The organism is Desulfitibacter alkalitolerans DSM 16504 (assembly GCF_000620305.1).
In the GTDB taxonomy this organism is placed as follows: domain Bacteria; phylum Bacillota; class DSM-16504; order Desulfitibacterales; family Desulfitibacteraceae; genus Desulfitibacter; species Desulfitibacter alkalitolerans.
The window spans coordinates 49822-63610 of sequence record NZ_JHVU01000024.1; the positions used below are offsets into that span (position 1 = coordinate 49822).

A 13789-nucleotide genomic window follows, 5' to 3' on the forward strand; every position below is an offset into this window, starting at 1 on the left:
TTAAGAGACAGCATAACATTTTAAATATTATATTAAATGCCAGATAATGGGAATAATAAATCTAGCAGCAAAATATAGTACTGCCACTAAACCCAAAAACAAGAATAAGTACTTATAGGATATTCTTGTTGTTTCCATTAGTTCATCACCTCATAAATAATAGTTCCTCTTAAATAGGGGAACTATTCATGGGGAATCCTTTTTTCGAGTAAGCCTCTTCTCCTTCTTCTTAAGTTTTTATATCAGTTTCACTATAATACTCTGGTATTATTTTATTATAAAACAACCATAAGGGAATAAGAATTATAATGCCACAACTAAGATACATAAATGGTAATCCCGCTGCCTTTGACAAGTAGCCAAGGAGTATTGAACCCAACCCAATTCCCAGGTCAAAGGCACTGAATATGGTGGCATTTGCTGCCCCACGCCTGAAAGGCTCAACCCTATTAATTGCCATGGCTACAGCTGTTGGATGGACAATGCCAAAGCCAATACCCAAAAAAACGGCAGAAAGAACATAATAGGACATTCCACCAGCTAAAAACAGGATAATAAAAGAAATGATAATAGCTATAAAGCCTATGGCCATGATCTTAAAGGGCCCCTGACTGTCAAATACCTTACCTGCATAGGGTCTAACAAAAAGCAGGATAACTGCATAGGCAAAGAAGAACATACCTGGATTATCTATGTTCAAGTCTTTAGCATAGATTGTGATAAAGGATACAATCCCTCCATAACCAAAGGTAATGAAAAACAACATTAATGATAAAGATAAGACCCTGGGTTCATAAAAGCTTTCTAAAGAAAATGTAAACTTATTAGACTTTTTGCTTGATACAGGATAGCTGATGCCAAACATGCATAGAAATCCTAAAATAGAGAGGGCTAATGCAGAGGTGAACAAGAGATTAAAGTCAACCTGGTTTATGATTGTCAGAGCTAACACAGGCCCCACTGCCATTGCCACGGTATTAGACAATCCGTAATAGCCCATGCCTTCTCCTCTTCTGGAGGCTGGAACAAGATCGGCAACAACAGTTCCTGCAGAAGTTGTGGCAAAGCCCCAGGCTGCACCATGAACAAATCTTAATAAAAACAATAAAACCAGGCTTGTCACAAAAATATAACCGGCCATACTAATTACATAAAACAGTAATGCCAGGAAAAATATCTGTTTCCTGCCAACAGCATCTATTAAAAAACCCGATAGCGGGCGTACTGCAACTGCCATTAGGGTAAGAATACCAATAATATACCCTACCTGGCTCTCATCACCCTTTAATACGTCTGTTACAAATATGGGAAGTGTAGGGAGTAAAAAATAAAAGCTTGTAAAAACCAGGAGGTTGAGTATGCAGATTAAAACAAAATCCTTTGTCCATAGGGGCTCCTTGTTATTCATTTTGCCGCCTCCCAGTTATAACTTCTACTACACTCTTAAGTGTTTTCTACCTCATTGTAACATAAAAGACCAGGCTTTAACCTGGTCTTTAAAAGTAATTTAAAAGGGAAACTTGTTGAACCATACCCCAAAGTGTCTCGCTTGAGTCTACTCTTGATCAGCTAAGCTTTGCCGACAGGCTTTCATGAAATAACCCAATTTTCGAGCTCAAGGCCCCCAACTCGCTCGAATTCACGGACATTATTAGTGACGATAATAAGTTCTTTAGCCTTCGCATGCGCCGCAATCAGCATAACCATAACTCCAATCGGAGTTCCTTCCCGCTTTAACGTTGCGCAAATTTTCCCGTATTCTACAGCCGCTTCATCATCAAATGGCAAGATGTCCACAACGGATAAAAATTGATTGAGTGCAAGTGTATTTTTTTCCGGGTATGCACTTGCTTCTACGCCGTGCATGAGTTCTGCAAGGGTAATTGCAGAAATGGCAACACCGTCACCCATGTTCAAATGGAGCTTTATGAGCACATTCTCTGGTTTTTTCTTTATGAGATATATACAAATGTTTGTATCCAGCATGTATTTCATAATGTCTCCCTTGACGTTTGAACACCCTGATTACGTCCGTCTGCAAAGAAATCATCGGTAAAGCTGTTAAGACCGTTAAGAAAGGTTTCCCATGCATGATCTTTTGGAAACAGCATAACAGCATTACCCACTTTTTGAATATATACTTCGTTACCCGAAAAACGGTATTCTTTCGGTAGCCGTACAGCCTGACTCTGACCATTGACAAATAATTTTGCAGTTTCCATTTTTAACCACCTCATTTATAGTATATATTTAAGCATATACTATTATCAAGACCTTTATTAATATTAGTTTTCGCACAGCTCATTTATTATGATAGTTTACAACCGTACCTATGGCTCACATTATATACAAAAAGAAGGCCGCCTAAATGCGCGGTTTAATAGGGAAACTTACTGAACCATACCCCAAACCGATACGGAAAAGCAACGGAAAAGCACTGTCCCTGCAAGGGGATAGCGCCTCCTAATATGATTTACAATTATTTGTTTAAGATGCTCTTGTCATCATCTTGCCGACAATCCTGTATATCATCCACAAACACTTGATTGCCAATAATCTGATAAACGATCCGATACCTTTTGTTTGTTAATATATAACGGTATTTGCCGACTGGAAGATATGGACGGTTATACACAGGATAACGGAACGGATCGGTTTGGAGATTCCGAATATCTTTAAGCAATCCGTCCAAAAGTCTGTTTGCCGCATTAACACTGACACGTGCTAAAAATTCAAAATGGTCATACATTCTGCCGTTTGCATCGGATGCAATAATTACCTGATATACCTTTTCATTACGTTCCATGCTCCGCTCCACTGGCGATAGCTTCCCTCATGTTTTTTTCGAACTCATCAACCGTATATCCTTGAGTTCCAAGCAAACGGGAACGCTCTGCCGAAAGCAAACGCTCGGCTGTCGCCAAATCATCCTCGCGCCGGTTGAATGTTTCTATATCCATGATAACTGTATCGCCGACGCCATTTCTGGTTAAAAATACAGGTACTTTTGCTTTACGGCAAATATCAGCGATACTGTTGTAATTTTTTCGAAGCTCACTTGATGATTTAATTATTGTAATCAATTTTCTCACTCCCGATAGTCAAATTTATATCAATATTATACCCTTATAAGACTAAAATAACAAGAGTGAAACTGCTGATAAATGCTTGGGCTATTTCTTTAATGGTCTATGCTCCTCAGAAACTGCTTTGTAAAGTGAAAGGCAGGCCAAAAGCATAACTATGGCAAAGGGAAAGGCTGCTGCTATTGATGCAATCTGGAGGGTTTGAAGTCCGCCAGTTATTAACAACGCAATTGATAAAGCAGCTAATAATATTCCCCAGATAACCATTTTGATCAGGGATGGATTTAACGCACCGTCAGATGACAGCATTGAAAGAACAAATGTTGCTGAGTTGCCTGAAGTGATAAAGAATGTGGATATGAGCGCAACAGTGATTATGGAAATTATCTGTCCAAAGGGATAATGACTGTATACTACAAAAAAGGCTGTAGAAACATCTGCAATGGCGTTTTGGCCCACTGCAGCAATTCCTGAAATCTCTAGGTTTAGGCCAAGGGTTCCAAAAACCGCAAACCATACAAAGCTTCCCAGGGCTGGAACAAGTATGACACCTGCAACAAATTCACGTATGGTTCTTCCCTTTGAAATCCGCGCAATAAAGGTTCCCACAAAGGGACCCCATGCAATCCACCAGGCCCAATAGAAAAGGGTCCACCCACCTAACCAGCCTGCATCTCCAAAGGGGGCCAGGGTTAAACTGCGTTCTATAAAACCTCCAAGGTAAGCTCCCAGACCTGTAGTCAAAACTTCAATTATTTTTACAGTAGGGCCTAAGAGCAGTGTGGCAATTAATACAAAAAAGGCAGTGCCTAAATTCAAGTTAGATATATACTTGATGCCTTTTTCTATGCCTGTTATAGCTGAACCTAAAAATATAGCAGTAATTACTACAATAATGGCAATTTGAACTGTACTGTTAATAGGCACACCCCAGAGAAAATTTACACCACTATTTATTTGTAATGTGCCAAGACCTAATGAGGTTGCAATACCTGCTACAGTGGCAAAAATAGCTAGAATGTCAATGGTTTTGCCTATGGGACCCTTCACGCCCTTTTCACCAATTATCGGCACAAAGATGCTGCTGATTAAACCTGGAGCATTTCTTCTAAATTGGAAATAGGCCAGTGCCATACCAAGAATACTATAATTTGCCCAGGGATGAAAGCCCCAATGAAAAAAGCTGATGGTTATGGCCTGGATTGCGGCTTCAGGAGTTTGGGGTGTTCCAACAGGAGGCTGCATGTAGTGATATAATGGTTCTGCAACACCCCAAAATACCAACCCTATTCCCATTCCAGCACTAAAAAGCATGGCAAACCAGGAAATAGAGCTAAATTCCGGTTCATCGTTATCTGAACCCAGCTTTATTTTTCCATACCTACTTACTGCCATGAATACTGCAAAGGCTACAAATATGAACATGGCCCAGATATACAGCCAACCAAAGCTGCCTATTAGAAAGCTAAATACACCATTGGCAACTGCAGCAAAGCTTTCAGGGGCAAATAATCCCCACAACACTATGCCCAGAGTAACGCTAAGTGATATTACAAATACTGGATTCCATCTATCCTTTGCTTCCAAAACTCTACACATCCCTTCTGGCAATTTAACTTGGTAGTTTACAGGTAGCTACTTTCCTTCAAAATAGCTATTGCCGTTTCTTTATCTTCTTCTGCTGTCATGATTATTGGTCCAGTACAGCCCATACCACTTGATGCATAGATTCCCCTTTTCCATAATGCTTGGACTGCATCCTCAAGATCTAATATTTCAATGCCTGTTATCTCTGAAGTCACTACTTTTTCTGGAGGTGGCTTTATCTCACCAGCACCTGCTTTTTTAGCTGTTGCTGTAGGACATTCTAATTTGCCCATGAGTTCGTCCCAACCAGCCTTTTTAACTTCAGCAAACTCTGCCTTTACCCTATCCAAAATCCTTCCCTTTGCAAGCTGACCTGCATAAGCAATGGCACCAGCCACAACAGGTGCACCTGAGGCCCTGGATAAAATGCAGATTATTTTATCATATTTTTCACCTATTCCTGGCCCATACCCATAGCCTAAGGACTCATAGTTCCCGCCACTTGTAAAAGCAGAGAACATTTTTATCAATACATTACCAGTTAGGCTGTCAGTAACCATTATGTTTGGAGAACCTAAGAGCAAGTCATTGCCACGCATTACAACTCCACCGTCACTGCGTGCTGATTCTGTAAAAGTTATTGGATAACCATTTTCCTTAAGACTTTTCAAGGCCCTTTCTACTTGTCTGGCTCCATCAATATTTAGTATTCCAACTGTAGGATTCTCTAATCCACAGGCCTTGGCAGCAGCTATACCATAGATGGTATTTTTCAGCATTGCTGTCACACGCTCTGTAGCTGAAGTACCTGTAGTTGTAGCAAGATAAAGTTCTTTTCCCTTGCCAGGGGTAATAACTCTGCCTACTGTAGACACGCCAATAGGGAAGCTGTAATGTAAGGTAACTGCTGAATCTAGAGTTCCTTCAGTCAACATGGTATCCATTATAGTATGGGCCTGTTTTTCATCAGCTGCTTCAATTAGTCGAAGGTTGGTAGCTACTCCCAGGCCAATTACCACCACTTCTATGTCTGGATTAGCCTTTTGGGCTTGTTCAGCACCAGCCAAAAGCTCTTGCGGCCCTAATTCACTTCCCAATATTGTTAAACCAACCCTGGTTTTCTTACCAAAGTTACCTGTCTCAATGCCATTGGCAATATCATTAAAGATTTCACTAATTGTTTTCTTAATGTCTGTATTATCCACCCTTTCACCTCCTTGTTAAGCGTCCCTGTGTTTTATTTTAGGGAATCTGCCAGGTTACGCATGGCCTCGGCAATCATTTTTCTTACTTCTTCCTTATCTACTCCTATGCCGGTATCTACTTTTCCTGTATTATTCTCCATTACAAATGATACACCATCAAACAGGTGGGTTAATCTGCCCAGGAATAGGCTGCCCTTACCTATTATCATGGCCTTGTTTATTTTGCCCTGCATTATCATATCTCGAGCATGACCTATAACTGGAATACCTGATGGAATATGACCCTGGGTAGGTGCAAAGCCAGGCATTCCGAAGCGGGCAACCTGGTTCTCAATATCTGCCCGGTCAAATTCTCCCTGTTTTACCCCCAAGGCGGCAATCATCTTGTAGTTTGCCTTGGGTACGTCTCCTGCTCCGGCAGGCTCGGTTATTTCTGGGTTTTGCATTTCAACAGCAAACAGGTCTATTTCAGACAGCTTGATACCCTTCTTTTCAAGGGGTTCAGTTACTAGTGCCTGGGTAACAGCCTGAGGGGAACCGCCAGAACCAATTTTATGCTTGCCAATAACATCAGTGCGAATAACAGGACTAACTCCATCATTTTCACTAACATGGACTGCAAAGGCTCCTAATAGGTCCTCTAGCACAGGAAGTTTTTTAGCAACATGTTCTTTCCCGTTCATTCCGAGCTTGGCAGTTGCACCACCTGCCAATACCACCACATTTTTATAAACCCCGGCTTGTACAAGGCTGGCAGCCTCTATCAAAGCGTGCACTGGAGCAGCACAAAAGCCCCTGGTATCTGAACCTGTTGCATTTACACAATCACATACCTCTCCAATAGCCTTGGCAAAATTACCTCCACCCCTTTGATTCATGTCTCCACACGCTTCTTCAGATGCTTCAATGATATAGTCAACCTCTTCAGCCTTTAAAGATGTTTTCTGAAATAGAAGAGCTAATGCATAGACTGCAGAGGCTTTGCTTACCAGGTTTTCAAACATGACATGGGCACTTAAGGCCTGGTCGTAATCATGGGCTTTTTTTACGTAGCCCGCCAGCTTATGCTCGTAATATATGGGCTCTGCAGCATGCTCCTTCTGGACAATTTTCTCTATTTCTTCCATTTCCATCCCATCCTTATCAAGCTTTGCCAAGCCTTTTAAGCTTTTTAAAACTGGATGGGCTGTAATTTTTGCTTTTACACTTTCCTGGAAATTCTTCTCTAGAAAAACCAGTTCGAAGACATCCACTACCTTTATAAGCCCTATAAATTCATCCTCGGGCATGATTTCCCCATATTTTCCAACTCGATTTGCATCCTTAAAAGGGTTCTCATACCATGGCCTTGGAATATCTCCTAATTCATGGGGAGTTATATTTCCAATATAAGCCTGATTAGGTGGGTATTGGACTGCTTCTTCAAAGGACCTAAGCTGCTCAGGAAGCTTCTTAAGGTATTCAGAATCAGGATTTTTTCTCTTTTCTGATGTTTGGGTTGTTCCTTGATGTACGACCATATTGCATGCTTGAATTAATCCATAGCTAGCTCCTTTAATAACAGCAAAATTCACCTGTAGATTCACCTCCAGATTGTATTTTGGGTAATGGAACTGTCTTTTTTCTTCCATTACCCAATTTTGATTTAGATTTTAACTTGTGTACTGCTCTCTAATAGACTTCACTTCATTAACAACCTCGTCAACGTCTAACACCATTTCCATCATGCTGATATGCTCTTCATATACTTCAGGAGCGACATCATTTTTAATTTCATCTTCAAAAATATGATATGCCTTGAGTCCTAACTGGACTCCTGCTAATGGACCAGCAAAGGTAGGATCACCATTGGATACTGTTTCGGCAGCTAACCCAGAAGCTTCAGCCTCTGCACCACCCAATACAACTATAAGGTTCTGGTTACCGTACTTTTCAGTTAAGTCTTTAATTCTTTGCTGATTTTCTAGGTCCATTGCACCAGCTGCAGTTCACACAAAGCATTCTGTAGTTGAAAAAACTACTTCTGCACCAGCACTCTTGACGCACTCTTCAATGGCTGGACCTGGAATACCATCTCTGTCACCAAGAATAGCCACTTTTTTTCCTTTAAGCATTAACATTAAAATTCACCTCATTTCTTGGTTCTTTATAATATTGCTACCAGGCTGTCAATATCTGACTGGCTTAGTTTGCCGTCAATACGGTTGACAAGCTCTCCTTTATTAAAGAGCAGTACTGCAGGAACCTGCTCAACGTGATACCTGCTGGCCACTAGATGATTTCTATACAGGTCGATTTTGACAAGCTTGGTATTTGGGTATCTGTCCTTATGCTGCTCTATAGTAGACACTGCCACAATGCTTTCTTCATTTTGGGGCGCCCAGAAAACAACCATTACTGGTTCTTTGGCATCAAGAACCTGCATTTTAAAGTTTTCTTCTTCTGCAAGATATTTGTCTGCAGCAAAGGCGGCGACTGCTCCATCAGCTACTGCTGTAACCACCTGTCTTAAAAACTTTTGATTGGCATCCCCTGCTGCATAAACTCCGGGCACTGATGTTTCCATCTTTTCATTGACAATTATATAGCCGTTATCATTGAGTGCTACCTTACCCTTTAAAAATTCAGTATTAGGTACATAGCCCACAAAAAAGAATACACCATTTGTTTCCATTTCTGTTAATTCACCAGTTTTAAGGTTTTTAATTACCACCTGTTCAACTAGACCGTCGCCCCTGATTTCATTAAGAACAGAATTCCAAACAAAGTGTATTTTAGGATTGGCATAGGCCTTTTCCTGGCTTGCCTTGTTGGCATCAAGGATGCCTTCATCATGTATGACAATAATGGTTACCTTATCTGCAAATTTAGTCAGGTAGATGGCTTCTTCAATGGCAGCGTCTCCATTACCAACTACAACAACCTCTAGATCCTCATAAAAGTCAGCATCACAGGTTGCACAATATGATACACCCTTGCCTACAAAGGCCTTTTCTCCCTTGATTCCTAGAGTTCTTGGATTGGCACCTGGGGCTAATACTACTGCCTTGGCATGGTACTCCTGCCCCCTTTTGGTGCGAATTACCTTTACCTCACCCTCTAGTTCAAGATCTGTCACCTGCTCTTTTTCAAAAACTACTCCAAAGTCTTCAGCATGCTCCCTAATGGATTTCATAATCCCGGGACCTGTTGCTCCCCTACCAAAGCCAGGGTAATTCTCTAGTTCTTCTGTAGTAGCCGCCTGTCCGCCTGTACGACCCTTTTCAAGGACTACTGTCTTCAGCCTGGATCTTGCACCGTAGATGCCTGCTGCCATCCCTGCAGGGCCTCCACCGACCACGAGCAAGTCCCATACTTCCTTAATCATATTGCACCCTCCATTCCTATTTAATGCTTTTTTTAAATCTTAACAGGGAATACTGTTTGTTCAGTAATTTCTGTAGTTAAAGAGTCTAATGCCACTCCCACCCTATGGTAGCGTAGCTTCCATTGTTCTTCCTTTGGGGTATTTGGATTGCCCAGGGGATAGGGAATGGATATGGTTGGTACCATTCTATTAGAGCCAACTGTCTTAGCAATTGGAAGCAAATTAGCCATTGTTACAATTGTAATGCCTTTTCTTTCTATTTCCTTGTTTATCGTTGCACCGCAACGCGTACAGGTGCCTCAGGTGGCGGTAAGGATAACAGCGTCCACACCAGCTGTAACCAATTCCTCAGCAATTTCTTGACCCATACGCTGGGCTTCTCCCTGGGTGGTACCTGTACCTACAGTAGTATAGAAATAGTCATGGACCTTGCCAATCTTGCCTTCCCTTTCATACTGTCTTAATGCATCTAAAGGCACTACCACATTTGGATCAGCATTTGCAGCTGCCGGGTCATAACCAGCATGAATTGTTTTGTACTTTCCTGCTTCAAACCTATCCAGCTTTGAAATATCATATTTACCCCATTTGGTAGCAGAAGCAGATTGAATTCTATCTGGATTGTCAACTGGAACTATTCCACCGGAAGTAACAAGGGCAACAGTTGCCCTGCTTAGATCCTTAATAGCAGGAGCTATTGGCACAAGGTCTGATTTTGGAATTGGCAGCTCTGTTTCAAAAGGCTGTCCAGTAACTTTTTTAATAAGCATGTCTACAACCCTGTCAGCACTTCTTACTGGAGGGTTAGTCCATGTTTGATGGCGTTTTCCACGACCAAAGTAGCCTTCCTCTTTTGCTGGCTTAAGCTCGTCTCCTCTAATAATTTTATCTCCAAAGGAGGCCATTTTTCCCAGGTCTTCTTTCATTTTACGAGCACTATTTCCACCTTCAAAGATATAAACATCTGATCTAAACATGTTCACCGCTGGGTTTTCCACATTCATGGACGAAATCACTGGCACGCCAAATTTTTCGTGAACTACTTTGCATATCTTCCCACACGCTGTTCCATATCTACCTGCCAGAAATGCAGGGCCCGCAAAAAACATGTCAAACTCCTTATCCTTCAGAAATTCTAGGATAGTGGCAACCGCCTCTTCTTCTCTGGAACCCATGAAGTTGTCACCACATATAATTGTATGTGTAATCTCAATTTCTTTTAGGGCTTGATTTAAGCCCTGGGCAGGACCCACCAGACCATCATGAATAGTTGGCGCATAATCCGCCTTGTCCTCTCCACCAATCTGACCAAAAAACTGATTAATATAGTGAATTCCCTTTTTCACAATTCCACCTCCTAGTATTCAACACAAATCTTGTAGTAGAGTCCTGTGTTTCCATCTGAACAGAACATGGCGTTGTTTTCCATTATTACCGATCCATCTTCCTTGACACAACCTTCCCAACCACCAGCTAAACCGTCTCTTGCAAGGGCTTCCAGTTCACCGATGACTGTTGGCATTGGGGGAAGCTCAATTATCTCTGATACATTACCAGTAGATACTATTGCATCTGCTTTTTCATCTAGAGCTACCAGGGGCTGTGATCTTCCGTCTCTACCAGTACACTCATTAGTTATGCCAACTGTCTTTACTCCACCATTTTCAAGTTCCACGATGCACTGAATAAAATCAGCATCAGGGTTTCCATAGCCTTCTTCAGCTACTATTGCCCCATCGGCACCTAGTGTTGTAGCAAGTTGTCTTACAAAAAGAGCTGACCTTGTTTTTTCCTCAAGGTTAACATTCAGGTTTGACATTATAACTCCAAGGAAATTGAGTGTTTTTCCGTGTTCTTTATAGAGTCGTTTTATAGTTTCATTGTTGACATGTTCATATGTGGACATTTTAGAGGAGCATGGCATAAAGCTTCCAGATATAATTGCCCCGTCAAGTATTTCATTAGGATGCATGAATGTAGGCAGCATATGGTTAGAATCCCAACCGTATACAAGGGCATTATAGCCATTCTCTTCCATCTGGGATTGGAGTTGAAGCACATATACTACTGAGGGAAGCTTTTGAACTTCTGCTGACCTTTTAGTTACTGGCTCAAGTTCATACGTTATTATCTCTTCAGGCTCTTGATCAGCAACACATTTGCCTATATATTCTGCCAGCCTCATACCTGCCCATCTCAGGGCATGGTTCTTTTTTTGCTGTTCACGCTTCTCAAATTCTTCATCAGTATCTGCCACCAAACAGATATTATTGAGCTGGGAATATATAGTGTGCTTTGCCCCAGGACCGCTCATATCAATTAGCCCATCCTGGAAGCCTCCCCAGTGCTTTCCTACTACAAGGACGCAGCTTCCCTTTAAAACATGGGTCCTACCGCTGCCAGCCATTACAAGCTCATGGGTTACTCCTGGAAACATTACTCCCCCTGAGACCTTGCAGCGAGGTTCTATGGCCTCCTTAACTGGAACAATTCTTACTTGATCTCCAGGCCTTGCCAATACCAGATCAGCTTCAGTAATGTGTTCATCTTCCCTGACAACCTGTAGGGCTTCTTCTTTGTTGATGGTTAAAACCCCATTAGCATAAGATGTTTTCGGCCCGAAAACAATTTCCTTTACAAAAAAGTTTCCGTGTTCAAGTTTCATTTATTTAACAGCTCCTTTCATGTTGTTCCATTCTTACTTTTTTTGTTCAGCAGCATAAAAAAATTAAAGCATTGTCTGAATTGTTTGTTTAAAAGTTTATCATAGTTTTCTAAACATGTATATATTTTAAACATGTTTATATTGCCTTTAAGTCTATGTATTTAAACTTTAAATATATATAAGAAGAATCTATTTAATCTGTCCATAGCTTAATATTTAGTTTGAGCATTACTTATATGACTTATAAAAAATATTATTTATTATTATTGGTAACATATGGGATTTAATCAGCAGTTAAAACACACTTTCTCCTTGTGGGCTAAAATGGAAAACCTAATAAAAAAAACCGCACAATGAATGCACGGTTCCTTTTCCAAGACAATTTAAATTATTTATGTTCCATGTAGCTTCTTATTGCTCTTTCCACATCTTTGTCCAGGAAATTAACTTCTTCAGATAATCTCTCTTTCATCTTGATCCTTGCCCTTGCTGCTGTATCATGTCTTTCTATTCCCCATACATCATAGGCAGACCTATCTGATAGGCTGGCAGGGAAAAACTCACTTCTATGATGCTCAAAGGTATGCATGGATGTTAAAAACTCGCCTCCTGGACCAACTTGCTTTATCAAGTCAGCAGCCAGGGTGTCTTCATTTACAACAATTCCTTTTTTAATTCTTTTAACCATTCCACAAACCTCTTCATCTATCATAAACTTTTCATAACTCATTGCGTTGTAATATTGTAAAATACCTGCCGCGTGTAATACAAAGTTTATACCTGACAAGGCTGTACCGAGCATAACTGCTGCTGCTTCATAGCTGGCCTGATTGTCAGGAATTTTGGAATCAGTGAGAGAGCCCCCGCCTCTAACTGGTACCCCATAGTATTTTGCCAGCTGGGCACTTGCACTGATAATCATCATTGACTCAGGAGCACCTATGGACAGACTTCCATATCTCATTGCTGTAATTGATGATGCAGCTCCATAGACAACTGGGGTTCCAGGATTAATTACCTGGGTCAAGACCATGCCCGCAAGGACTTCAGCATTTTGTACAGCTATTGTGCCTGCAAGGGTAACAGGGCTTGTAGAACCTGCCATTGCCAAAGAAGCTGTTATAACCGGCTGCCCGGCTTCAGCGTATTCCACAAGGGCTGCCAGCATTCTCTCATCATATTTTAAAGGTGTTAATGAGTTAATCAGAGATATCATAACCGGTCTTTGGGCAACAAACTCTCCACCAAAGACCATCTTTGCTATTTCTATAGTGTCTTTTGCTTCCTCTTTACCAGAAGCACTTCCCATAAATGGTTTTGGTGAACATTTCAAAAGGTTATAGGTCATTTCCATATGCCTGATATTTACAGGTATATCATTAGGCTCTACCAATACTCCCCCTGTAACATCAAGATAGGGGCTGCTGCCTGCCAGCTGGGCAAACTTTTTGTAGTCCTCCAGCAAAGCCTTTCTGTTCTTACCATCATCCATAACAAAGGGCGCACCATATCCAGGTGCTAGACAGATGTTGTCCCCTCCAATTATAACATCTTTCCCTTGCCTACCATAAATGGTGAATTCCCTTGGAACAGCTGCTAGATGCCTCATTATTTGTTCCTCAGTAAAGAAAACCCTTGTGCCCTGCACCTTAAAACCAGCCTTTTGAAAGTAATCTAACGCAGGCACGTATAAAAAGTCTATACCAGTATTAGTAAGAATATCCACAGACGACTTATGAATTTGCTCCAGCTGCACCTCACTTAACATCTTTTGCATTTTTTAAGACCCCCTGGTATTTTTATTAGATTCGCAGATTATACAACCCCAATTTTTTTGAAATACTATGACTTCTTAACTTCTTCACCTAAGGCTTTAATC

Annotated in this window: 13 protein-coding genes; all 13 read right to left on the bottom strand. The window is 41.1% G+C overall.

What is annotated here, in order from left to right; translation table 11 throughout:
- Positions 1–229: 229 nt before the first annotated feature.
- On the bottom strand, positions 230–1408 hold the full coding sequence (locus K364_RS0102540; protein ID WP_028306711.1) for an MFS transporter: 1179 nt from the start codon (positions 1406–1408) through the stop codon (positions 230–232).
- Positions 1409–1590: 182 nt separating this feature from the next.
- Complete coding sequence (vapC, locus tag K364_RS0102545; protein ID WP_028306712.1) at positions 1591–1995, bottom strand: type II toxin-antitoxin system tRNA(fMet)-specific endonuclease VapC; 405 nt, start codon at positions 1993–1995, stop codon at positions 1591–1593.
- On the bottom strand, positions 1992–2222 hold the full coding sequence (vapB, locus tag K364_RS0102550; RefSeq protein ID WP_028306713.1) for a type II toxin-antitoxin system antitoxin VapB: 231 nt from the start codon (positions 2220–2222) through the stop codon (positions 1992–1994). The genes vapC and vapB overlap by 4 nt, the downstream gene beginning before the upstream one ends.
- A gap of 257 nt (positions 2223–2479) precedes the next feature.
- Positions 2480–2806, bottom strand: a complete 327-nt coding sequence (locus tag K364_RS0102555) for a type II toxin-antitoxin system RelE/ParE family toxin (RefSeq protein ID WP_028306714.1) — start codon at positions 2804–2806, stop codon at positions 2480–2482.
- Positions 2796–3083: a type II toxin-antitoxin system Phd/YefM family antitoxin gene (locus tag K364_RS0102560; protein WP_028306715.1), complete on the bottom strand. Its 288-nt coding sequence runs from the start codon at positions 3081–3083 to the stop codon at positions 2796–2798. Before K364_RS0102560 ends, K364_RS0102555 begins: the two co-directional genes overlap by 11 nt.
- 90 nt (positions 3084–3173) lie before the next feature.
- Positions 3174–4673 (bottom strand): glycine betaine uptake BCCT transporter, encoded by a 1500-nt coding sequence (locus K364_RS0102565; RefSeq protein WP_277995528.1) that lies wholly within the window; start codon positions 4671–4673, stop codon positions 3174–3176.
- 38 nt (positions 4674–4711) lie between these two features.
- Entirely contained in the window at positions 4712–5878 is a 1167-nt protein-coding gene (grdD, locus tag K364_RS0102570; protein WP_028306717.1) for a glycine/sarcosine/betaine reductase complex component C subunit alpha, read from the bottom strand.
- 32 nt (positions 5879–5910) lie between these two features.
- Positions 5911–7452: a glycine/sarcosine/betaine reductase complex component C subunit beta gene (gene grdC / locus K364_RS0102575; RefSeq protein WP_028306718.1), complete on the bottom strand. Its 1542-nt coding sequence runs from the start codon at positions 7450–7452 to the stop codon at positions 5911–5913.
- Between the two features lie 78 nt (positions 7453–7530).
- The gene (gene grdA, locus K364_RS0102580) at positions 7531–7992 is read right to left on the bottom strand and encodes a glycine/sarcosine/betaine reductase complex selenoprotein A (protein ID WP_277995531.1); all 462 of its coding nucleotides are present in this window, start codon (positions 7990–7992) and stop codon (positions 7531–7533) included.
- A gap of 32 nt (positions 7993–8024) precedes the next feature.
- Entirely contained in the window at positions 8025–9245 is a 1221-nt protein-coding gene (gene trxB / locus K364_RS0102590; RefSeq protein WP_207640815.1) for a thioredoxin-disulfide reductase, read from the bottom strand.
- Positions 9246–9277: 32 nt separating this feature from the next.
- Positions 9278–10591 (bottom strand): betaine reductase selenoprotein B, encoded by a 1314-nt coding sequence (gene grdH / locus K364_RS0102600; protein WP_084295454.1) that lies wholly within the window; start codon positions 10589–10591, stop codon positions 9278–9280.
- An 11-nt stretch (positions 10592–10602) separates the two neighbouring features.
- Positions 10603–11910, bottom strand: coding sequence for a glycine/sarcosine/betaine reductase component B subunit (locus tag K364_RS0102605; protein ID WP_028306724.1), 1308 nt, complete (start codon positions 11908–11910; stop codon positions 10603–10605).
- Between the two features lie 388 nt (positions 11911–12298).
- The gene (locus K364_RS0102610) at positions 12299–13687 is read right to left on the bottom strand and encodes a trimethylamine methyltransferase family protein (protein ID WP_028306725.1); all 1389 of its coding nucleotides are present in this window, start codon (positions 13685–13687) and stop codon (positions 12299–12301) included.
- Positions 13688–13789 lie beyond the last annotated feature (102 nt).

Bases quoted from the DNA above. Each gene is read 5' to 3' on its own strand.
- K364_RS0102540 (WP_028306711.1), bottom strand. From the start codon at position 1,408: ATGAATAACAAGGAGCCCCTATGGACAAAGGATTTTGTTTTAATCTGC.
- vapC (WP_028306712.1), bottom strand. From the start codon at position 1,995: ATGAAATACATGCTGGATACAAACATTTGTATATATCTCATAAAGAAA.
- vapB (WP_028306713.1), bottom strand. From the start codon at position 2,222: ATGGAAACTGCAAAATTATTTGTCAATGGTCAGAGTCAGGCTGTACGG.
- K364_RS0102555 (WP_028306714.1), bottom strand. From the start codon at position 2,806: ATGGAACGTAATGAAAAGGTATATCAGGTAATTATTGCATCCGATGCA.
- trxB (WP_207640815.1), bottom strand. From the start codon at position 9,245: ATGATTAAGGAAGTATGGGACTTGCTCGTGGTCGGTGGAGGCCCTGCA.
- K364_RS0102605 (WP_028306724.1), bottom strand. From the start codon at position 11,910: ATGAAACTTGAACACGGAAACTTTTTTGTAAAGGAAATTGTTTTCGGG.
- K364_RS0102610 (WP_028306725.1), bottom strand. From the start codon at position 13,687: ATGCAAAAGATGTTAAGTGAGGTGCAGCTGGAGCAAATTCATAAGTCG.